This is a genomic window from Amycolatopsis pretoriensis, assembly GCF_900107925.1.
GTDB classification, from domain to species: Bacteria; Actinomycetota; Actinomycetes; order Mycobacteriales; family Pseudonocardiaceae; genus Amycolatopsis; species Amycolatopsis pretoriensis.
In genome coordinates this window covers 39709-62327 of sequence record NZ_FNUJ01000021.1, presented here as the reverse complement: position 1 = coordinate 62327, position 22619 = coordinate 39709, and the positions used below count along the sequence as shown (strand labels likewise).

The window sequence follows — 22619 nt, the reverse complement described above, 5'->3', positions numbered from 1 at the left end:
GGCCGCGCCCACTGCCGTCTTCAGACTCGACGGATTGCGGCAGTAACCTGGCAGCACCATTACTCCAAACGGGTTAACCTTGCTCATGCGAGAAGAATGATGGTCGAGTCGTGCACCGGACAGGCACTGGCCGGACTGTCACTGGATAACGTACGCCTGACGGGTGAACTCCTCACCGCATCGCTACGCCTGCAAATCCCGGCCACGTCCGTCGGTCCGTTTCGATCGCGGACAACGTGACGACACCACCGAGATCAATCGCTTGCCTGAGGGCACTTTCGACAACGAGGGCGACTCAATCTTCCGGGTGAATTGTGACGCAGCTTCCGTAACAGCACCTCGGCTCACCGGCGACTACGTCAGGGCAAGAGGCTCGAGCTGCGAGGTCAGGCCAGTTGCCGCGGAGGCGCAGATGAGATATTTCGGAACATGGGTGCGTGCCGGGATCACGCTGATCCTGTTGGTTGTCGCTGGCCTCTGGTTGCTCGCGGTATACGGTGAGCTCGGCTCACCGGTCACGAAGCAGGCCGACGGAAGCACCGTCGACGAGTTCCAGCGCGCCAAAGACATCCTTCTCGTCGTCCTACCTCTGCTGACCAGTTCCCTCGGTTATTGGTTCGGTTCCGCCGGCCGTCAGCAAGCGGAGAACAAGGCCGATCAGGCGACCGATGTCGCCGACAAAGCGCAGCGGAAGCTGGCCGGAGTCCTCGACAGCGCCACCGAACCGGGCTTGCTCGACAAAGCGAAGGCGAAGGACCCGGAAGCCTTCAAGTCCGATACGACCGCCAGCTCATGACGGCCTCCGACCGGCTGGAGGGTCCGGTTCGGAGAGACGAGGAGCGCGAATCGAGAACCGAGCCTTCAGAGGTTGCCCGGCCGGCAGAGAACCGGCTGACCGCGAAGGTGACCAGTTGGGCCGGCGCTCGGTCACTGTGGGTCGGCGGTGCCGCCGTCGCAGCCGCGCCCTTCTTCAATTCCTTGCTGGCCACGTCGGTGGGCCCGTGGCGGTGGGTGTTGTCAGGTGGTCTGGCGGTGGTGGCGCTCTTCGGATTCGCGGTACCGGCGGCCAAGGCGCGGGAGGCCCAGGACGGCGTCGAACGAGCCAGGCAGGAAACGGCGGCGACCGAGGCCCGAATCCTGGAAGTCGAAGCTGAAATCCGGGTAGCGGTGAGTGACGTGTTGCTTCCGGTCCTGTCGTTCGTGGTCGACGGGTGCCTACGCGCGTCGAAGTCCGATCGTCAAACGTGCAAAGCCGGCGCGATCCCGATGATCCTCGCGTCGGCCGCCCAGGTATGCCATCCCGCCAATCGAGCACGCGCGTGCTGGTACGAGCTAGAGGCGTCGGGCGACGAGTACCTCCAGCTGGTGCCTCGTCAGCACTTCGGGCGCGGTTCCCGTCCCACGACGGTCTTCTCGACGGAGACTGCTCGTGGCGTGGGTCTTCTCCGGCTGATCACCCAGGAAGAACCCGAGCTGTACCGAGACCTGAACCAGCTGAAGCCGGACCACTGGCAACCGAGCAGGCGTCGCCGGGAGAGCTACAGCACGTTTCTCGCTGTTCCGGTCCGTGCCGCCGGCAAGGCGTTCGGCATTCTCATGGTGGACGTCGACGAGGCCGGGAGCCTGACGGAGGAAGACACCTCGATCGTGCGAGTCCTAGGGTGGATCCTCGCCCTGGCGTTGCTCAATGCCGAAGCGGACGACCCCGAATGACCACTCGACGCCGTCTACCAGCGAAGTTACAGTTGGCCCGTGAGGAGGTACGCCCATGAAGGTCGACAACAGCCCTTCGGTCGAGCGTGCGAAAGAGTTGCTGCGAGACCCTGAACGGTACTTCGCGCAAGCTCGCCGCAACGCTCGCACTGCCGTCCTCCGCGAAAGTCGATCGCGGTCGCGAACTTCCAGCTCGACGGACAGGGCGAAGACCGGGGAAGACGTCGCCGATTGAGCGCTTGCGTCGCGCACCGGTTTCTTGCCGTCAATCGCTTCGGTTGGTGACCGCAACCGTGGCCGTTCGGTGTTCGGGCGCTGACCGAACACCGAACACCCGCGATGTCGCTCGCCCGGCAAAACGCATATTCCTCGCATTTCACGAGATATTTCTTCGAGACACTCGGAACCGTGGCGGATGACGTGATCACACCGGATCAGGTCGTCACCGAGGTGACACCACCTCCGAGCGCCGCCCCGACCTGCTGTCGTGGTCCGCGGTTCCATAGGCCACGACAGGTACTTCTGCGGCAGGACGGCGTGCCCCTTGGCTGACCCGGCGCTGCCCCCGGTGCTGGTCTACCCGATCGCCCCGTCCTGCCGATGGGCGCACACCATGGAGATCACGGTCGGCGACCCGCTGCGCGCGCTGGTCGGCGCGACGAGAACCGCGGTTCTCCGCGCCATCGCCGCGGCGCGGGCGCGACCACGACTCACCTGGCGAAGCGGACGAAGACGTCCCCGGCATCGGTCAGCCGGCACACCACGGTCCTCAGGCAAGCCGGGCTGATCGCGACTCACCGCGACGGGATGGCCGTGCTGCACACCCTCACGCCTCTGGGACGAGCACTGCTGGAGCGTGGGCGGTAACCGGCCGGCCCGCACCGGCCGTGCACGCCGCTCTGCGGCCGCGTGGAACGGCTCATCGACGACGGCGGCCTCAACCACGAACACCGGACGTATCCGTGGTCCCGCCACCGGGCAACGCGGAGCAGCCAACCAGCAACGCGAGCAAGCCCGTGATCTCGGTCACCGACCACTTCGCGGCCATCCCGATGAACACGATCAACAGCCAGGGCACCGCACGGACCAGGTCGCCCCACGGAAGGGGATTGCCACCAGCCCCACCAGGCCGCGGAAGCGCGGCGATGAGTCCGGAGGCGGCGAAGCGACGGCGGCCCTGGCCATGCTGTTCGTTGAACACTTCATCTCCTTGCTGACGATTCACACTTCACCCCGGTACTGCGACGCGATGCCACGGCTCGGTGGGCCTTTCGAGGGGACCTGCCCGGCGTAGGTGAGATCACTCCACGTCCTCACGACCTCAGAACTCCTCGTCGTGGATCATGCCGCGCAGCCGGGTCAGGGCGCGGTGCTGCGTCACGCGCACGTTGCCCGCGGAGATGCCGAGTGCTTCGGCGGTCTCCTGCGCGGAGAAGCCGACGGCGATGCGCAGGGTCAGGATTTCCTGCTGCACTTTCGGGAGCGAGGCGAGCAGCCGGCCGAGACGGGCGCCGAGGTCGAGGTGCAGCGCGTGCGATTCGGGCTCGTTGCCGGCGACGAGCGGACGCTCCGGGAGCTCGGGGACAGGCTCGGAGCGGTCACGCACGAAGGCGCGGTAGGCGTCGGCGACCTTGTTGGCCGCGATCGCGTGGACGAGGTAGAGGAACGAGCCACCTCGGCCCTGATAATCCGGAAGGGCCTTCAGGACGGCGAGGCAGACCTCCTGGGCGACGTCGTCGGCCGAGAGGTAGGAAAGCTCGCGCCCGCCCATCCGTGCACGGCAGTACCGCACGACGACCGGCTCGATCATCTGGAGCAGGCTGCGGATGGCGGCCGGGTTGCCCTCACCGGCATCCCTGACGAGCGGGTCGAGGTCCTCCTTGGTGAGCCGGCCGCTGGGCCGCGGCGAAGACTCCAAAGTGCGGTAGTCCCGGACGTCGGAACCAGCCGACGTCGCTCCCTCCGCGCGGTCGAGCACCGCAGCCGCGGTGACGGAATCGCATCGCGCGGCCAGGCTGCGCACACCTCGAGTCCCGACCGATGAGCGGTTGACCAGCTTCTCGGCCGTCTTCGCGTCGATCATGGCGATGGTTTCGTCACTCATGCCCGATCTCCTTCACGCCGTTCCTTGGCTGCCTGCTTGCGGTACTCGGCCAGGATCTTCCGCACGGTGCTCGAGGAGTACTTGGCGGATTCCGAGCTGATCAGCTCGGCGATCTCTGCGGACTTGTAGTCCTCCATGTGGTAAAGAACAACGAGGTTGACCACGTCGTCGGGATAGCCGCCCCGGCGACCTCGCCGGCCTCCGCGGAGGGTGTCCACGATTCCCATCCGGCCCACTACTTCGTCCTCGGCCGACTGCGTCACCGACGCGCCGAACTCGAGGTCGAAGTCGGATACGAACACGTCCTGGTCGCTGCGCGACCGCTGCGTCAACTGCCCGCGGTGGACGTTGGGAAAGCACAGCACGCAACTGCCGATGAAGTAGGTGGACAGACGCGCACCGCCCGCGGGATTCCAGTCGCGCTGTTCCAGCCCCTTCTTCTTGAACAGCGCGATACCTTCCGCGACCGTGTCCATGGCCACGGCGATGGCCTCTTCCGTACTCAGAGGCGGCCTCGCCCGTTCGACAGCCCGCCGTTTCAGCTTTGCCCTTTTGTAGATTTCCCCGCTGTGGATCCACGCCTTCATGACCGAAAGGCCGTAGCGCGCCAGCCGGTTGGAGAGTTCGGTCCAGAGCGTCCCGTGAAGTCCCTCTGCCTGCAGCGCGTGCAGAAGCCGCACATCGTTGTCGACCAGGGCCGCGGACTCGTCGAGACCTACCCACGTCTCCGGGCGGTCGCCGTCCAGGTCGGGCACGACTGCGAGCAGCAGTTCCTGCAGGTCGAAGGCGTCTTCGCGGCGACTGGCGGCGACGACTTTCCGCAGCCGCGGCCGACCGGGCCGATCCAAGCCGGCGCTGCCTGCCGGTTCCTCGTCTGTCGTCATCGGCGGGTTTCCTCCACGGTAAGAACGATTTGCGACGCGGTGGCGGAACCACTCTCCGCCGCCGACCTGGACACATGGGTTGTATGTCGGCGCGGCGGAAAACTGCACCTGATCTTGACGATGTGCACTACCACCCGTCTTCCCGCTCCGGGAGCGGAAGCGATTGTCTCAGATTCCAGCCGTTCGGCGGCATTGAACGCCTTTCGAAACGGCCACACAGGCCGGTAGCTCGCCGGCGATATCGACCGGCAGTTCGTGTGCGATTAACTCGCGGGATATCGGTTGCCGCCGTGCGGTGAACGCGGCGTTCCGGACGACATGACAGGCAAGGGAACAGCCGATCGGTCGCGGATCCGCACCCGGAAGTCCTGTTTCTCAGCCGCATCCGCCGGGTTCCCCGACCGCACCAGTGCCTCGAGCGCGCCGCCCCTGGATCGAAGGCCTTCAGCCGAGGTGTTCAACGCATCGGCTGCGCAAGCGCCTCGGCTTCTCCGTACTCGGTGGCGCGATCAGCGGAGCGCATCGCTGACGCACGAACGGGCCAGCATATTCTCGCGCATGAACAACGTGCTCCAAGACGGCGCTCGGATCGCAACGATCGTCGGCGGCTTATCCGTGCTGGCTGGTGTCGTCGTGTGAATCAGCGAGCAGGTGCACGAGTCGGTGTGCCTGTCTACATCGGCACTGGCACGGCAGCGACATCAACGGCAGCTGAGCCGACCATCCGCATTTCTTGATCACAGCCGCCGCTGAACTACTGAAGACTCGAACGGTCCGGTCAGGCGAAGAGCTCCACGCGCCGGTCTGCGGTGCCCAGTGCACGCACCAAGCGGTACATCAACCGCCGGGTGACCGCTCCAGGCTGTTCGCGGCATTCGGCCGTAGTGGCTGTCGTCCCGCTCACGAAGTCTTCTGCGCTGTACCGCAGCACATCCTCAGGACTATCCACCCAAGCGACGCCGACGTCCGCCGAAACGACTTTGGCGAGGGGCGTCATGCCGACGGCGAGCTGCCACTGTCCTTGGTATCCGTAGGTCGTACCTAGCGAACCAACGAGTTCAGCCAGTCCTCGCACGACCGCCACCGCGTCTCCGTCGTGCAAGAACTTCTGCTTCCCGTCTCCGACTCGTTTCTCGAAAGACAGTCGTGAAACGAAAAGGGCGAGCGAACCATTGTCCGAGACTTCGAGATCTGCTGCGGTACGGACTTTATCGTGGTCGAGCCAGAGTTCCCGGGAGTTGAGGCCGTACGTGTGCCACCCGCGGCCGGCAGCGCGAGGTTCATCCTCGGAGAGCAGCCGCCAGTACTTCCATCCGGGGCCCTCCGCACGGGCGCGCACCAGGCGGTCGATCTCGTGTCCCATGAGATGCTCGGTCAGGAGCTCGGGTGGCGCGGCGGTAGCCCGTACCGCGGCGTACAGCCTCGCCTCGATCCCGCGGTCCGGTGGAACCGGGTCCCTCGCGATCTCGACGTCGATCAAGGCCCGAGTGACCACCTGACGAGCCGACCGACGCTCGAAGAGCCGGACGACTTCGGCGTCACTGAGAGCATGCTTGGTGGTGTCCCCTCGGCCGTGGTACCGGCCGTCGACCATGTGGGGTGCGAGCGGGCTCGGCGGTACTTCGACCAGGAGAACACCACTACCCGGATTCGCCGGATCCTCGATCGGGTGACATTGGACGAACAACGGCGGATCGCACCGCGACCTGAGGATCTGGTCGACCTGCTCCGGCAGCCCGACCAAAGGCACTGACGCCATCGAGAAGGCCCGATTCGCCTTGTCCTCGGCAACCCCGATCACCAGCAGCCCACCGTCGTTGGCGAACGACGCGACATCACGCGCGAACTCCTTCTTGGCACCCTCGGACCCACCGACTTCGAGTTTGACGTCGATCCAATGGTGCTCGCGCACAGTGCCGTCCGCCAAGGCTTCGCGGACACCCTCGAAGGTGGCGGGCTGCCAACGAGGTACGGCCGGTCCGAGGTAGAACTGAGGAGCGGGAGTCGTCACAGTTCCATGTTCGCAGGCCGCTTGGGATCTCCGCGACCCGTCCGGTCCGGGGTCTCACCAACACGCCGCTGGTCATCGCGGTGGCACGACGAGGGAGGCGCTGCCACCAGGCCCGGTCGCGGTGATCCGGACGGTGACAGTGTCCGGCGCCCGGACTACGGTGATCTGCCAGGTCCGCGGCCAGCCGACGGCGAGGGTGCTCGTGGCCTGCCGGACGAGGTCGGGAATGCGGTCGGCCGGGATTTCCGCGCGGCGGGCCAAGGACTCGATGATCGCGCGCAGCTCCTCTGTGTCCGGGGCGGACTCCCGCGGGCCGACGGTGGCCGTGCTGGAACTCGACGACGACGGCGGCTCCGCCGGCTCCGGCCTGAACAGCTCGACGCGGAACAGGCCGAGCACGATGGCCGCGCCGAGCAGCAGCCCGGCGAAGGCGAAGAACGCGTACCCCCACCCTTCCGGCGGCTCCTGGACCAAACTGGACTCGGGCGCCGGCTGGACGACCGCGTCGGCCACGCGACGCTCCCACTCCGCGGTCGGGGGTGGGACGACCTTCGCCTGCCACGGTCGGTCCGGCGGGTACTCGACCACCAGGATGTCGCCGGTCCGGTAGCGCGGGAGGTCGACCAGGTTGACGTGGTGGGTGATCCCGGTGCGGAACGACGGCTCGTAGCCGGGGGCGATCGTGATGACCAGGTCGACCGGAACGTCGCCAGTTTCGGTGCCGCCGGCGCGCAGGCTTTCGATCTTGGCGAGCGCGACGTGGGGAACGACCGCCGCCTCGCGGGCGCGCCGCGGCATGCCCGCGAGGAAGAGCAGTACGCCGTAGACGAGGGGCAGGCCCAGGCTGAGGAGGATCAGCGGGACCCTCTCGAGCACGATTCCGGTGATGAACGCGCTCAGCGTCGCTCCGGAGACGCCGCCGCCGAGCGACCCGCGCAGGAGGGCGGCCGGACGGACGGGGTTGGGCGCAGTGGACATGGGCAGTACTCCCGGCTCTAGAAGAGCGACCCAGTCGGATCCGGTTCGACCAGCACGGCTTCCGGATCTTGGGGGTCGTAGCGGACCCGCACCGCCGAACCGCGGCACGGAGCCTGGAACAAGGGGGTGACCATCGTCGTCACGACCGTGCGTTCCCCGGTCTCCGCCGGGAACCGGACGTGGACGACGAACTTCGGGTGCCCCATGACCCACACGTCGGTGAACTCCACGTGCGTCACGAAGCCGGTCACCTCACGGCCGCGGTGGCGCAGCGCCTGCTCGCGGTCGTCCGATTCGGCTTCGGTGAGGAAAGCCTGCAGCAGAAGCACAATCAGGACCAGCGCCACGAGCGCGGACACCGCCGGCACCAGGTACGGCTCGTAGTAGACGACCCAGTCCACATCGGACCACGGCTCGGCCTTCCCGTCGAGGAACGGCAGCCGCTGCCCCACCGCCTCCGGCGGCGTCCACGAGGGGATCGCCACGCCGCTGCCCAGCGCCACGCCCAGGGCCGTCGTCAGCGAGCTCACCCGGAAGCCGGTGCCCATCCGGTCCACCGAAGGGACGGCGGCCCACATCATCGCGAAGCCGAGTGACGACGCCACCGTGATCGCGGCGGCGAAGAAGAGCATGATCGAAACCTCGGGGTTCGCGTCGGCCCCCCACGCGTCGACGCGGTTCAGCGACATCAGCCGGAAGCCGTCCAGCAGCCCGAGCGCCCCGGACCAGCCTGCGGCGGCCCAGGCGAGCGTCGTCGGCACACCGAGCAGCCACAGCCGCCACCCGGCCCGGCGGTCCGGCCGGGAAAACACGGTGGTGAACCGGAACACGGCGGGCCGCCTAGTCGATCGGGCCGAACACGGCGACCTGCGACGGGTCGGCCGGGTCGACGCGGGCCTCGTGCCGGGTGCCGGGCGCGTACTGCTGGATCGTCGCGAGCGGGGTGATCATCTGGGCGACGGTTTGGTAGGTGGTTCCGTCGGCGCGGGTGACCTCCAGGGTCGCCGTGTACTGCGCCTGCCCGGCGACAGTCCGGCCGGTCGGCTCGAGGGCCCGGACCACCAGCGTGGCCGGCTCGCCGGTGTCGTACAGACGCCGCAGCTGCGTTCCGTAGGCCTGGAGTTCCTGCTGCTGGCGCAGCTGTTCCTCGGGCGGCAGCGCCATGAACGCCGCGATGTCCGGGTCGGCGTGCATGCCACGCAGCGCCTGCGCGGCCAGCTGCGGTGTCGGCAGCTGCGGGGTGATGTCATACCCCTCGGCCGCGGCCGCTCGCCGGAACTGGTCCGCGTGTTGCTGGAACTGCTGCGCGCCCTGGGCCGCGCCCTGTTGCGTCGCCTCGTTGATCTTGTCGCGGATCTTCTTGAACATCGGTCCTGCCTTTCGCTGTGCGGTACGCACACAGCTTCGGCTGGACGCGCTGCTACCGAACCCAGGTTTGCCCGTCGTCGGAGGCGTCGAGGCAGGTCAGGGCCGCCCAGAACACCGGCGAGCGGGCCGGCTCCGGCCGTTCGCGCCACCGGGCGAGCCGGCCGCGCTGCCACGCGCACAGCTCGGTGACCGGGTCGTCGCCGGCGAGCGCGGTGTCGACGGCGATCACCAGTTCGGCCATCGGATCCGCGTCGGGCACCGCCGCCGACGTCGGCAACGCCCACACCGTCGCGGCCACCAGCCGCGCTCCCGCCGCGACAGCGGCGAGCAGCACGCCGAACGGCTCGGCCAGGCCGAAGTCGCCCGCGCTGGCGCAGCCGATCAGCGCGACCCGCGCCGGCATCGCGGCCACTTCGGACAGGGCGAGGTCGGCGGCGGTGAACGGCCGGTGCGCCCCGATCGGCTCGGCCGTGCCGGGCAGCTCCGCCAGGCACGACAGGTGCAGTGCGGTCTGCGCGCCGTGTTCGTCGCGGACGCGGCTGACGTGCCCGACGAAGACCAGCCGGGAACAGGGCTCGGCCAGCAGCCGGGCGAGCAGCACCCGGTCGGTGTCGGTGCGGCGGACCAGGTCGAGTCCCCGCGCGGCGGGCGGCCGGACCGGCCCGGCGGCGAGCCGCGCGTCGAGGTGGCGGATCAGCGGCGACGCGGGGTCCTGCTTACCGAGCACGGAGCCCAGGTCGCCGAAGGCGCTCTGCCCGGGGATCCGCGGGTCGAGCAGGTACACCGGCGGCCCCGCGCCCGACGGCGGACGGCGCGGGATCCCGGCTGGCGCGAGCAGGGAGACGTCGGCGACGTCGAGGACGCGGTCGTCGCCATCGAAGCAGGTGCCCTCCTCTCCGAGCTCCAGCACGTGGTCCGGCCTCCGGTCGGGGAGGGCGAGCAGCCCCCACGGCACCGCGGCGAGGCTCGGCGACGGCTGCACACGCAGGAGGGGACGCCGTCCGCTCGCGGCCGCGTCCCGCAGCCGGGCGACGAGGTCGGCGGGCAGGAGGTTGAGCGCGAGGATCCGGGCCAGCCGTTGTTCACCGGTGAAGCCACCGAAGGCGTCGTCGCCGAGTGCGCGCCGGACGGCGTCGGCGACGCTTTCCCCTTCGCGCGGTGTCGGCGAGGCGCCGGCCAAGAGCTCGCGAGCCGTCGCGACCAGGGCGGCGTCGACCGGGTGGGTGTGGACGGTGTCGAGGTCGTCCGCGGTCCGCCAGCTGAGGTAGGTGTGCCCGGCGTCGGCGTAGCGCAGGACGAACGTCTCGCGGCAGGCCTCGGCGGCGGACCACGTCGCCACGGTTTCGGTTTCCGGCCGGGGCAAGCCGTAGCGCTCGGCAGCGATCCGGAGCCAGTGGTCGAGCCGCATCGGCGAGCCGGGAGACCACCGCAGGGCGGGCGGCGGGGCGAGGCGGAGCGGGAGCGACGCCGTGACGGCACCCAGCGCGGCCAACGGCAGCCCCGCAGCGGGCGGCTCCGGTTCCGGGATGGGCGGCGTGCCGGTCAGGTCGAGCGCCGGTGCTTCTGCCCCGGTGTAGGCCCCGACCGCGCAGGTGCGCTCGATCAGCTCCGCCGCCAGCCTCGGCTCTTTCAGCCGGGCCAGCAGCGCCATCAGCAGCTCGGTCGCCGGACCGGCGACGTCGCGCGCCCAGGCCGCGCGCGCCCGCGGCGAGACGAACTCGAACCGGTAGTCCGCCGCCGCCAGCGCCGCCGGAAGCAGCAGGTCCAGCACCGCCGGCAGATCGTCACCACGGGCGAAGCCGATCTCGGCCGCCGCGAAGTCCGTGTGCAGGCGCTGGAGCCACATCCCGGACGCACGCGCCGACTCCCGCGCGCGGGTCACGTGCTCCTCCGCTGCCGCCCAGTCGCCCTCCGCGGCTGCGCAGCGGGCCAGCGCGACGTCGCGCCTTCGCTGGTTCGGCGTGTCCCCGTTGGCCTTCCAGAGCGCACCAGCGTGCTCGAACTGGGCGCGTGCCTGCCGCGCGTCGCCGGCGAGCAGCAGCAGCGAGCCCAGCGCGTGGCTCGCCTCCGCGACGTCGCCGGTCGCGCCGGCCGCCGTGAGCTCGTCGCGGGCGGCGACGATCGCGGACACCGCGCCCCGGAAGTCACCGCCCAGCGCCCGGTCCGCGGCCAGGTCGACGGCGAACTTCGCGGCCGCCGGCCGGCCTTCGTGCTGGGCGTCGAGCCGGAACAGGTCTGCCCGCGCGGCGGCGTCCTCGCCGCCGGCCTGACGGAGCCGCGCACGTTCGGCATTCGCCATCGCCTGCAGCGACGCGACCTGGTCGCGGACCTCCTCGACACCGCCGATGGCTTGCAGCGCAGTGAGGATGTCCTCGAGCGTGGCCAGCGCGCCGGCCGGGTCCCCGGCCGCCACCTGCACCCGCGCTTCGAGGATGCGCAATGTCAGCTCGTCGGCGCCGTGCGGGTCGAGCAGCTCGCGCGGGTACTGCCCCGGCTCGGCCGCCTTCCGCAGCGCTGCCCGTCGACGCTGCCCGGCGATCAGCTCCCGGGCCCGAGCGACGTCACCCTCCTCCGTGGACAAAGAAACGAGTACGCGTTCGGCGACTTCGCGGGAGCCTTCCATCATCCTGATCTCGGCGTACTGTCCGAAGTGGACAACAGCGGCCGCGCCGACGCGGAACGCGCTCAGCACCGCCTCGGCGCACACGCGGGCGTTGTTCAGGTCACCCGCGGAATAGCAGACGGTGGCCAGGTCGCTGACGGCAGCGAGCTCGAGGTCGGTCCGGTCGAGCCGGTGCGCGAGCTGCCGCATCCGGCCGTACTCCCGCTGCGCGCCCGCGATGTCCCGCGCCGCGGCCAGGTCTTTGGCCGTTCGCTGGATTTCGAGGGCTTCTTCCAGCAATCCCTGGTACTCGGCTCCGGTGAGCGAGCACGCGGGCAGGACGCCGTAGGGTGCCGGGTCCAGGCCGAAGTGCACGGCGACGCAGCGGCAGTTGTACCCGTGCGAACTCGCTCCGGCCAGTTCGGCCGGCAGTGGCCGGTCCGGCGGGCTCAGCGGCGGCGGCATCCCGGCGAGCACGTCAGAACTCCTCGTCGCCCGCCGCGGCGGCCGCACGCTCGGCCAGCGTCCGGCCCGCCGGTGGCAGCGCACCGCGCGCCCGGACGAGCGACACCACCTCCGCCCGGTCCGCCGGCGTCGTCCCGGTGACGTCCTCGGCCGTCACGCCCACAATGAGTCCGATGGGGACGGATGTCGCCCGGCGGGCTGCGGCGTCGTCCAGATCGGCCGCGCCGGCGAACCAGCCCGGCCCCAGGAGCAGCGGGACTTCCGCGAGCACTTCGCCGTCGTGGGTCGCGGACGCCGTGAGGGTCGCGTCGGCGAACGCCCCGGCGACCTCGACCTCGAGCCGGGTGGCCGCCGGAGCCGCGACGATCCGCCAGGTCACGGTGTCCTCCGCGGCGTCGAGTACGCCTGGGGGTACCCGCGCCCAGTCGACGCTGGCCCGGCCGTCAGCCACCACGCCGTCCTCGGCCGGCCCGGAATCGGTGCCCGCGGCCAAAGCGTACGCGCGCTGCCCGGGCTCCACGGCGGCGGCGAGCGCGGCCGTGGTTTCGGCGCGCACGACGTCGTCCCGGTCGTCGAACCACGCCGACAGCCTCAGGCACAGGTCGCGAACCTCGTCCGCGACCGCCGTCGCGGCGACCCCGTCGGCGGCGGCGTCGAACAGCTCGGCCGGAGTGGCTTCGAAGCCGTCGAGCATGCCTTCGGCGATGCTCTCGACCGCCGCGGTAGCGACGGCCGCTTCGAGGTCCAGCAGCGCTGGGTCCAGTGGCGGCACGCCGAGCACCGGACTCGCGGGCCACCACCGGCGGGCCCACAGCAGCAGCGCGAGGGTAGCCAGTTCGGGGCGGCCAGGGATCTCGATCTGGCCGACCGTGATCGCCTCCACGGCGTGTTCCTCGCCGACGAGCCGGGTGAGCCACGGCTCCGCGGCCGCCGCGTCGCTGATTTCGATGCGCATCGAGCCGGGCGTGCCGGCGAGCAGGTCGGCCAGGGCGAAGCGCACGAGAGCGCCGTCCGTGGCGACGACGGGGGTGTGCAACGGGTGCGTCACGAAACGGCCTCCAGATCCGGCAGCCGGGCCACGAGCGCGCGGCGCACCTTCGTCCGCAGGTCCAGCGAGGTCGAGCGCACGACGCCGGTGACGATGTCCCGCACGTCCGCGGCGCCGGCGGGGAGGTCGCCTCGGACGTCGAAGCCGTGCAGCCGGATCCACAACCGGCCGAGGAACTGCTTGGCGAACTCCCGCAGTTCGCGCACGAGCTCGGCGTCGGGACGCGGGGTGAGCGGCGTGGCGCCCGCCAGTGCCCGGCGGGCGTGCAGAACATAGCCTTCGCGCGCGACCTGGGCGTTGAGCTGCCGTGCGAATTCCGGACCGCTCCCGGCCGCGATGCCGTCGAGTGGCCGGAGTGCGGGCGCGAGGACGACGCCGAGCGCGAAACAGGTGGCCAGTGCGGGCAGCCCGAGACCGAAGCCGGCGGCGACCCGGGCGAGCTCGTCGTCGACGAGGCTTTCGACGCGACCGCGCTCGTCCGCCTGGAGCCGGCGCAGCGTAGCCCGCACCCGCCGTTCGACGCTGCGTTCGAGCAGTTCGGGCCCGGCTTCGTCGCGGCGGAGCAACGGTGGGACGGCGGTCCGGTCCCCGCGCTGCAGGCCGAGATCCGGCCGGCCGGGAACTGCGTCGGTGCCGCCGCGCCGGCGGAGGGCGAGCCCGAGGGCGTGCCCGGCCGCAGAGTCCGCAAGAGCGCGCCAAGTGGTGTCAGTGAGCTCGTCGACGAACTCGCCGAGCAGCGCCACGGCACCCTCCGGCGCGAGGCCGTGATCCGCCTCGGCGTGCCATCGGCGGTGCAGCTCCGCGGTGAGTTCCGCCGCGACCCGGGGATCGGCCAGGTAAGCGGTCAGCCGGGCAATGCCGGCTTCGTCGGCTTCGCCGTGCAACTCACGCAACGCCGACGCGGCCGTCTCCGGCGCTTCCGGGCCGGGCATGCCGAAGCCCGTCGCCAGCTCGTACGCCAAGGGAAGGCATACGTCCTGAAGGTCGCCCGCGGTGATGCGCAGGACCCGGCGCTGCCGCTTGAGGTGTGTGAACCACGCGGCCGTCGCCCGCAGCCGGGGCGCGTCGGCCAGCAGGAGTTCGGTGAGTTCCGCCGCGGCGGCCGGTTCGAGCAGCGGGCGGCCCAGCCGCGGCCGCGCCGCGGTGCGGAGCACCAGCGGGTCGATGATCTTCTTGACGGTACGGGTCAGCGGGCCACCATCGGCGGACGACAGCACCTCCACCCCCGGGATCCGCACCCACACCGCCGCGAGGACAGCCGAACGCAGGAGGGGCTTACTCGATCCCATGACCACCTTCCGCTGTCTCTTGATCGCACCCTACCGGCGACGGGCCACGGCGACCGCTCACGAGCCCCGGCGCAAGTCCTGCCTGCTTGGGCTCACGACGGGGAGTCAGAAGAACGGCTTCGGCTCGGTCTCCGACAGTTGCTGGAACAGCCGGTCCGACTGGCGAGCGTCTTCTTCGGCCGCCCTTCGCGCGGCTTCGATGATGATCGGAAGGAGCTGCCGCTGAGTACCGAGGTCTTCGCGCAATGCTCGCTGCAGGTCGGCGCTCGGCAAGCCCTCCGGGTGGTGGGCGACGAACTCCCTGGAACTGTAGACAGTCGCCCGGTTGAACTCGGCTGCCGTGGGGTTGCGCAGGTCTGGCCGGCCGTCCCGGTGGATGATCAGTCCGAGGTTGGGTGCCAGCGGCATCGTGACGCGTCCGCAGTTGCCGAAACCGACCCCCACGCCGTGATGCGTCCAGGGTTCGGGCATTTCACTGGTTTCCCCGTCGGCCAGGCCCCACAGGCACACGATGTTGTCGCCGACGATGAGCTTCGGACCATCGGGCCGGTAGAGGCGCCATTGCCAAGGGCCGTACTGGAGCCAGTCGGCGACATAGCATGCGGTTTCACCTGGATCGATCTCTCCGTCGAGCCGTGCGAACCAGGGGAAGAGCACGGAATGCATAATCTGCCGGATGCCGAGCGACCGCTCGAGTTCATTGACCGGTGCGTCCGGGGCGAGGACGCTGCGCACGAGCAGGTCGATGAGGAAGCGCGAACGCTGCCACTGCAGGGCGATGAAGAATCCGAGCACTTCCCGCTGATCCGGCGCGGGGCTGCGCGCTCCACCGGCCAGCAGGTCCGCGACGACGCGGCCAGTGTGGGTTTCGATCGAACCCATGCCGCTTTCGATGGTGGCGTGGTCGGGTTCGCGCCCAGGCCAGTACAGCGTGTGCCCGCGGAAGGTCTGAGCGAGGTTGCCCACGTGAACCCGGCCGGGCCGCTCCTCCTTATCGGTGTGGTGCACCAGGAGCTTCTTGCTGGTGTCGGCGAACCGCCGAAGCAGGAACTGCGGCACGTAGTGGTGTTTTTGCGGAACGCTCAAGGCTGCGCCCTTCGTCGGTCGAGATTAGGCCCTCGCCGGGCACGGCCCCATCGTGGCACCCCCGGTCGTGAGGCGGCGAACTCGGTCGATTGCTTCAGCAGGTCTTGCCCGAACGAAATTCGCGTTCAGTATCCTCAAAAGGTCAATGACCAACCGAATGCCGAGCCCGCCAGTGACGATTCGATCAAGTTGGTAACTCTCATTCGGCGGATACCGATCCCCCCACCGAGAACAAGACGGTGTGTCGCCTCAAGGGTGTGCGATCGAGGGGGTTTCTTGACAGCGCTGGTGATACTCCTCCTCGCGGCGGCCATTGTGGCTCTGCTGGTCCGGAAGGCACAGCGGGCGTCCGCTCCGACGCCCCCACAATCTCCGGCGGGGCGTCCGCAGGCCCGGCCGGCACCTTCCCCGGTTGATTTGCCGCCCCGGCCTGCGGCTCCGCAGAGGCCGTACTCGGGACCGCAGACAGCTTCGCGGTCGCCGTACCAGGAGAGCCTGCGCCCGAGTGCGCCGCAAGTTCGCCGGCCCCCGGCACCGGCTCCTCGCCGACCCGCGTCCCCTCCCGGACGAGCCGCCGCTCCCGCGGCTCACCGGTGGGTTCCCCAAGGCCAGGACGTGGTCGTCGCGGGAACGACTCTGCGAGGCGGGCTGCTCTACGTCGGCACTGGCATGCCCGACGCGGCCGGCGTCGGGAACGAACCTGCGTTGATCGACCTGACGCTGGCGGTCGACCTGCGCAACCCTGACTGGCCGGGCGAGTCGATGGACTACTGGCCCAGCTACGCCGATATCTCGCCACGAGCTCGCGGCGCCTACGTGTCCTGGCTGGCCGGTGGCCGCGCGAACCCGAACGCCTACATCGGTTACGTGTTCCTGTACTTCTACGGTCTCGAACGCCGCCTGCTGACCGAGATCCACGACCTCGACGACGCAGACGGGGAGTTCGCGACCCTGGTGGGCGAAGTGCGCCGGTTGCTCCGGATCTACCGCGGCAACCGCTCCTTCCGCGGTTACGCGGAAGGCTTGCTCGACGCGGTCGCTCTCCTCGATCCCACGGTGCGGCACGACCGCGCTGCGCCGCCGGTCCCCGAGTGGAGCCAAGAGTTGCCCGTGGAGCTCAAGATCGGGCTGGCGCAATTGGCCGTCGACGGACGTCCGATCCCGGCCGACTGGGCTTTGTCCTGGTACGGCCACCATCCCGACGCCCACCTCCGGACACCCGCCGTGCGTTGCCCGGACGAGTTCCTGGAGCTGTTCACCAAGCGCTACCGCGCGAAGTTCGGCGACGGGATGCTCGTCAAGCCGAACAAGCCACGCCTGTCCGTCGGCTACTACGCCGCCAGCAGCGGCTTCCACGGCCACGTCACGCTCGAGAACACAAAGCTGCCCGACGTCGGCAAGCTGACCGGCCCGATCACCAAGCTACGAGACATCGTCGAAGACGTGACCAGCGATCTTGACGCCTACAGCCGCTACCTCGGCCGCAACCCGGACGGCGCCGGCTCGCCCGCGGCCATCGCGCTCCTGCCGGAGGGCGTCACCCACAAGCCGAGCCCCGAGACCGAGGCGGTGTGGTCGTGGGCCGCGCAGAGCATCGGCAGCGACGGCCGCGGCGTCACCTCGGCTCAGGAGCTGATCTCGCGGTGGCCGGCCAAGACCGGCAAACTGGCCAAGGCCGACGCCGTCGCCGTGGCCCAGCTGCTCGAACACCGCGGCCTCGGAATCGAACCCGACGTGCGCTTCGGCGGGAACACCCCGACGCCGACGTCGTCGGTGGTCCTGTTCCGGCGCGCGGATCCCCCCGTTAGCGCACCCAGCGCCGAGTACGCGGCCGCGCTCGCGATCATCAACCTCGGCATGCTCGTCGCCGCCGCGGACGGCACAGTCAGTGAACCCGAACGGCGTGCGCTGCGGGAACTGGCGATCGACGACCTCGAACTCAGTGAAGACGAGCGGCTCCGGCTCGACGCCCACGCCGCACTCGTCCTGACCAAACCACCCACTCCCGCGGTCCTGCGCCGGCGCCTGGAGTCCCTCCCGACGTCCCGCAAGGCCGCGGTCGGGCGACTGCTCACCACTATCGCAGCGGCCGACGGCCAAGTCACCCCGGACGAGATCCGCACCCTCGAGCGGCTGTTCACCACGCTCGGCCTCGACCCCGGCGAGGTGTACGGCACCCTCCACGCCGCCGCAACGTCGACCGACGAGCTGACCAGCACCCGGATCCCCGGTGCACAGCGGACCGGCCGCACCATCCCGGCTCCGTCGAAGAGTCCAGCGGGACCCTCCACCCTCGCCCTCGATCCGGAACGACTCGCGCGGACGAGGGCCGAGTCCGTGCGGGTCGCCGCCGAACTCGCCGAGATCTTCGCCGACGACGAGCCCGCGCCCCCACCACCGCCTCCCTCGGACGCGGTGGTCGGTGGGCTGGATTCCGCGCACACCCTGCTGTTCCACCGGCTCGTCGAACAGGACGCCTGGAGCCGCGCCGAGTTCGACGCGCTGGCCGCCGAAATCGGGCTGCTGCCCGACGGCGCGGTCGAAATCCTCAATGACGCGGCCTACGACCGCACCGACGAGCCGCTGTGCGAAGGCTCCGACCCCATCGAGATCAACCAGGACATCGTGAAGGACATGCTCGGATGACCACACCCGCTCCCAAGCCCGCCCGGCTGCGTCCCCGCGACCGGGACGCGATCATCTCTTCCCTGCGCTCCGGTGTGGTGCCCCGCGCCGGGTTCCAGCACATCCAAGTGGGACGTGCCGCCGAGGTCTCGGCGATGAGCCAGGAGATCACCCGGATCGCTGACGGTGGTTCCGCGGTCCGCTTCGTGATCGGCGAGTACGGCGCCGGCAAGACGTTCTTCCTGAACCTGGTCCGGTCCATCGCTGCCGAACGCAAGCTCGTCACGACGTCGGCCGACCTCAGCCCCGACCGTCGCCTGCACGCCAGCGGTGGTCAGGCGCGCTCGCTCTACGCCGAGTTGATGCGCAACATCGCCACCCGCTCCACCCCGGACGGCAACGCCCTGCCCAGCATCGTCGAGCGGTTCGTGACGTCCGCGATCCAAGAGGCCGCCAATGCCGGGACGTCGCCGGCCACGGTGATCGCCGGCCGGCTCGAACAGCTGTCGGAAAGCGTCGGCGGGTACGACTTCGCGCAGGTCATCGCCGCCTACTGGAAGGGTCACGACACCGGCAACGAGCAGCTGAAGTCCGACGCGGTCCGCTGGCTGCGCGGTGAGTTCGCCACCCGCACCGACGCCCGCGCGGCGCTGGGCGTGCGCACCATGGTCGACGACACCAGCTTCTACGACCATCTGAAACTCATCGCCCGGTTCGTCCGGCTCGCTGGGTTCTCCGGACTGCTCGTCTGCCTCGACGAGATGGTCAACCTCTACAAGCTCGCCCACACCGGCGCCCGCAAGTCCAACTACGAGCAGGTCCTGCGCATCGTCAACGACTGTCTCCAGGGCAACGTCGAAGGTCTGGGCTTCTGCTTCGGGGGCACCCCGGAAATGCTGATGGACACCCGCCGCGGGCTCTACAGCTACGAAGCGCTCCGCAGCCGTCTCGCCGAGAACAACTTCGCCGTCGGCGGCCTGGTCGACTACTCCGGCCCCGTCCTGCGGCTGGCGAACCTGACCCCGGAAGACATGCACGTGCTGCTCGAACGCCTGCGTCACGTCTACGCCGCCGGCGACCCCGCTTCCTACCTCGTCCCGGACGAGGCGCTCGCCGCGTTCATGCAGCACTGCGCCGGCCGGATCGGCGACGCCTACTTCCGCACCCCGCGCAACACCATCAAGGAGTTCGTCAACCTCCTGGCCGTGCTCGACCAGAACCCCGGCGCCGACTGGCGGCAACTGCTCGGGAACGTCTCGATCGACACCGAAACCAACCCCGACCTCGAGCCGCTGCCCGACGAGCTCGACGTCTCCGACCCGAACGGCACCGATGAGCTCACCAGCCTCCGCATCTGAGGCCGTCAACTTCGGTCTGCTGCACCCGAAGGTGCGGCGGTGGGTGTGGCAGCAAGGGTGGAGCGAGCTGCGCGACGTCCAGGACGCTGCCATCCCCGCCATTCTCAGCGGCGACACCGACGTCTTGATCGGCGCCGCGACTGCCGCGGGCAAGACCGAGGCCGCGTTCCTGCCGATCTGCTCGAAGCTTGCTGACCACAGCGGCCCGGGCATCCAGGCTCTGTACGTCGGGCCGCTCAAGGCGTTGATCAACGACCAGTTCCGGAGAACCGAGGAGCTGTGCGAAGCCCTCGAAATCCGGACTCATCGTTGGCACGGCGACGTCGCCGGCACCCGCAAGCAGGCATTGCTGCGCGATCCCTCCGGCATCCTGCTGATCACCCCGGAGTCACTCGAAGCGATGTTCGTGCTGCGCGGAACGCAAATCGCTCGGCTGTTCGCGGCACTGCAGTACGTAGTCGTCGACGAGCTGCATTCGTTCTTGGGCACCGAACGCGGCGCTCAACTGCTGTCACAGCTGCACCGCCTCGAAATCGCCATCAAGCGACGCGTGCCGAGGATCGGCCTGTCCGCGACCTTGGGCGACATGTCCCTGGCCGCCGACCAGCTTCGCCCCGACCATGGTGACCGCGTGACGATCCTCGAGTCCGCCGCGAGCGGTCAAGAGCTGCGGCTCCAACTGCGCAGCTACGTCGACGAACGACCGGACACCGACGAGGACGCGAGCATGGCCGTGCGCGGTATAGCGGACCACCTGTTCGCGAACCTGCGGGGCCGGACCAACCTCGTGTTCGCCAACGCACGCTCACGAGTCGAGCTCTACGCGGCCGAACTCGCCGACCGCAGCCTTGCTAACGGTGTCCCCAACGAGTTCCACGCGCATCACGGCAATCTCGCCAAAGAGCTCCGCGAAGACGTCGAAGCGATGCTCCGGGACCCGACCAAACCGACCACCGCCGTCTGCACGACAACGCTGGAGATGGGAATCGACATCGGCGCCATCGCCCAGGTCGCGCAGATCGGCCCGCCACCGTCGGTCGCGTCCCTGCGGCAAAGACTCGGCCGCTCTGGGCGTCGCGACGAGCCCGCGATCCTCCGCGCCTACTGCGCCACGGTGGCGATCGACGCTGAGACACCGCTCCTCGACCGCCTCCAGCTGCCCCTGGTGCAGACGATCGCGTCGATCGACCTGCTGCTCGGACGCTGGTGCGAGCCACCCGAGCCGTCCCGCCTGCACCTGTCCACCCTGATTCAGCAACTTCTGTCCCTGATCGCCCAGCACGGCGGCGCAAAACCAGCTGAGGCGTTCCGGGTGCTGTGCGGACGCGGAAGTCCGTTCTCGAACGTCACCACAACGCAGTTCGCGGAGCTGCTTCGCACCCTCGGCGCCAAGGACGTGCTCACCCAAGCCGGCGACGGCACTCTGCTGCTCAGCGGACGCGGTGAGCCGGCCGTGAACCACTACACGTTCTACGCCGCGTTCCAGACACCCGAGGAGTACCGGATCGTCCACAGTGGACGGCAGCTCGGCACCATGCCGATCGACTTCCCGCTGTATGAAGGCCTGCTACTGGTCTTCGCCGGTCAACGGTGGCGCGTCGTCGCGGTTCACGAAGAAGACAGAGTCGTCCAGCTGACGCCCAGCCCCGGCGGCAAGCCGCCGGGGCTGGGCGAGTCCAGTGGCCAGGTACACGAGGAGGTCCGGGCCAGGATGCGAACACTGCTCGAAGGCGACCTCTCGCCTGCCTACCTCGACCAGCAGTCGCGCGCGCTTCTCGAGCAGGCACGACGCGAGTACGCGACCCTCGAGCTAGACAAGTGTCCGGTCGTCGCCGATGGCTCCGACACGCTGCTGTTCCCCTGGACCGGTGACCGCCGGCTGCACACCCTCGCCGCGATCTTCAACGCCTCCCAAATGGACACCGCCGTCGACGATGCCGCGCTCCGGCTCGTCGGTACCTCCCGCGAAGCGGCGCTGACCGCGGTGACGACGGTGGCCGAGAGACCCGCGCCGGACCCCCACGCGCTTGCCCGCAAGGTCGAAGGTAAAGCGACCGAGAAGTTCGACAGCTGGTTGAGCGATGAACTGCTCTGCGACCAGTACGTGTCCGCGCACATCGACTGCGTCGGCGCCGTCGAGTCCGCCACGCGCCTCAAACAGGCCATGACCGCCACCGATCCGCCGTGAACGAACCACCTGAACTGCCCGAACACTCGAAAGTGTGGAACTTGCTGGAACTTGCTGGAAATCTGTTAGGCTGGTGGTCATGACAGAGCCCCTGGAGGATCTGGAACGTCGAATCGAGACGCTCCGGTCCGAAGTGCGACGGGCAGCCATATCCGGCGACCGCGCCCAAGCGCGCACCCTGCGGGCTGAACTACGCCGGGCAGAAGAAGCATGGGATGAGACCCTCGCTGCCCTGACAGCACCTGAGCCGGAGCCCGAACCACCGGATCTGCACGAGCCTCTGCTGCCGGTCCGCGACCAGGTTCACCGAGCACTCACATTGCTCAACGCTCCGGCAGCACCCAAGTTGATCGTCGCCGCGCACGAGGCGTTCTTCGGCGGCGGCATGTCCAGCCCACGACTGACGAGCTTGCGGCGCGACGAGGAACGGTCCTTCCGGTCGTCGCCGCACGCACGCCCCTACTACCTCTGCAACGCGCTGACTGCCGACCGGCTCGTCCCGGCCAGAGGCCTGCTCGCGGTGTCGACTTGGCCCTTGGCCCGCAGGATGATCGGGCCACTGAGCGCGCGCGTCGACTTCCTCACCGGCGCGATAGGCCTGGCTGACCAGGTCAGCCGGATGACCGAACCGACCCTGCCCGCCCGAAACCTGCTGTGGCGGTTCGCCACGAACATCCCCGGCGCGGCCGAGTCGTTCGACTCGATGCGGCCCGGCAGGATCGCCGACGCCGCCCGGGCGGAGCTGGACATTCACGAAGACGCAGACAACGCGGACCGCGAAACAGCGGCTACCCGCGCGAGGCGGCAGCTGGATGAGACCCAGCAGCTGTTCGGCTCGACCTTGAAGGTTCTTTCCCGAACCAAGACCAACGACTGAGCGGACTTCCTGCCCGCGCTCCC

17 protein-coding genes are annotated in these 22619 nt (G+C 69.4%); 6 read left to right on the top strand and 11 right to left on the bottom strand.

Annotated elements, in window-relative coordinates; genetic code table 11:
- Positions 1–163 precede the first annotated feature (163 nt).
- Together BLV96_RS50435 and BLV96_RS48445 are read left to right on the top strand one after the other, a co-directional pair.
- Positions 164–796: a hypothetical protein gene (locus BLV96_RS50435; RefSeq protein WP_143263030.1), complete on the top strand. Its 633-nt coding sequence runs from the start codon at positions 164–166 to the stop codon at positions 794–796.
- Positions 793–1713, top strand: a complete 921-nt coding sequence (locus BLV96_RS48445; RefSeq protein ID WP_086677982.1) for a GAF domain-containing protein — start codon at positions 793–795, stop codon at positions 1711–1713. The genes BLV96_RS50435 and BLV96_RS48445 overlap by 4 nt, the downstream gene beginning before the upstream one ends.
- Before the next feature lie 937 nt (positions 1714–2650).
- Here BLV96_RS48445 and BLV96_RS48440 read toward each other — a convergent pair.
- From BLV96_RS48440 to BLV96_RS48390, 11 genes are all read right to left on the bottom strand, one after another.
- Positions 2651–2914, bottom strand: a complete 264-nt coding sequence (locus BLV96_RS48440) for a hypothetical protein (RefSeq protein ID WP_086677983.1) — start codon at positions 2912–2914, stop codon at positions 2651–2653.
- 120 nt (positions 2915–3034) lie between these two features.
- Positions 3035–3817 (bottom strand): RNA polymerase sigma factor ShbA, encoded by a 783-nt coding sequence (gene shbA / locus BLV96_RS48435; RefSeq protein ID WP_279627588.1) that lies wholly within the window; start codon positions 3815–3817, stop codon positions 3035–3037.
- A complete protein-coding gene (locus BLV96_RS48430) occupies positions 3814–4701 on the bottom strand; it encodes a hypothetical protein (RefSeq protein ID WP_244181023.1) in 888 nt (295 codons plus the stop codon). Before BLV96_RS48430 ends, shbA begins: the two co-directional genes overlap by 4 nt.
- Before the next feature lie 778 nt (positions 4702–5479).
- Positions 5480–6712 carry an AlbA family DNA-binding domain-containing protein gene (locus tag BLV96_RS48425; RefSeq protein ID WP_143051165.1) on the bottom strand — a complete coding sequence of 411 codons (1233 nt, stop codon included), beginning with the start codon at positions 6710–6712 and terminating at the stop codon, positions 5480–5482.
- A 72-nt stretch (positions 6713–6784) separates the two neighbouring features.
- Positions 6785–7690, bottom strand: coding sequence for a hypothetical protein (locus BLV96_RS48420; RefSeq protein ID WP_086677984.1), 906 nt, complete (start codon positions 7688–7690; stop codon positions 6785–6787).
- A 17-nt stretch (positions 7691–7707) separates the two neighbouring features.
- Complete coding sequence (locus tag BLV96_RS48415) at positions 7708–8520, bottom strand: DUF3592 domain-containing protein (protein ID WP_086677985.1); 813 nt, start codon at positions 8518–8520, stop codon at positions 7708–7710.
- A gap of 10 nt (positions 8521–8530) precedes the next feature.
- Entirely contained in the window at positions 8531–9058 is a 528-nt protein-coding gene (locus BLV96_RS48410) for a DUF3592 domain-containing protein (protein ID WP_086677986.1), read from the bottom strand.
- 52 nt (positions 9059–9110) lie between these two features.
- Complete coding sequence (locus BLV96_RS48405; RefSeq protein ID WP_086677987.1) at positions 9111–12137, bottom strand: hypothetical protein; 3027 nt, start codon at positions 12135–12137, stop codon at positions 9111–9113.
- A gap of 1 nt (position 12138) precedes the next feature.
- Entirely contained in the window at positions 12139–13173 is a 1035-nt protein-coding gene (locus BLV96_RS48400) for a hypothetical protein (protein ID WP_086677988.1), read from the bottom strand.
- Complete coding sequence (locus tag BLV96_RS48395) at positions 13170–14462, bottom strand: hypothetical protein (protein WP_244181022.1); 1293 nt, start codon at positions 14460–14462, stop codon at positions 13170–13172. Before BLV96_RS48395 ends, BLV96_RS48400 begins: the two co-directional genes overlap by 4 nt.
- A 105-nt stretch (positions 14463–14567) precedes the next feature.
- On the bottom strand, positions 14568–15548 hold the full coding sequence (locus BLV96_RS48390) for a DUF4238 domain-containing protein (protein WP_086676813.1): 981 nt from the start codon (positions 15546–15548) through the stop codon (positions 14568–14570).
- Between BLV96_RS48390 and BLV96_RS48385 the strand changes: the two genes are divergently transcribed.
- The 4 genes from BLV96_RS48385 (at position 15429) to BLV96_RS48370 (ending at position 22596) form a co-directional block, all read left to right on the top strand.
- Positions 15429–18194, top strand: a complete 2766-nt coding sequence (locus BLV96_RS48385; protein ID WP_279627587.1) for a tellurite resistance TerB family protein — start codon at positions 15429–15431, stop codon at positions 18192–18194. The two genes, BLV96_RS48390 and BLV96_RS48385, sit on opposite strands and share 120 nt — an antisense overlap.
- On the top strand, positions 18191–19531 hold the full coding sequence (locus tag BLV96_RS48380; RefSeq protein ID WP_086676812.1) for an ATP-binding protein: 1341 nt from the start codon (positions 18191–18193) through the stop codon (positions 19529–19531). The genes BLV96_RS48385 and BLV96_RS48380 overlap by 4 nt, the downstream gene beginning before the upstream one ends.
- Before the next feature lie 43 nt (positions 19532–19574).
- Positions 19575–21719 carry a DEAD/DEAH box helicase gene (locus BLV96_RS48375; RefSeq protein ID WP_244181020.1) on the top strand — a complete coding sequence of 715 codons (2145 nt, stop codon included), beginning with the start codon at positions 19575–19577 and terminating at the stop codon, positions 21717–21719.
- 79 nt (positions 21720–21798) lie between these two features.
- Positions 21799–22596, top strand: a complete 798-nt coding sequence (locus BLV96_RS48370; RefSeq protein WP_086676818.1) for a hypothetical protein — start codon at positions 21799–21801, stop codon at positions 22594–22596.
- The last annotated feature ends 23 nt before the right edge of the window (positions 22597–22619 follow it).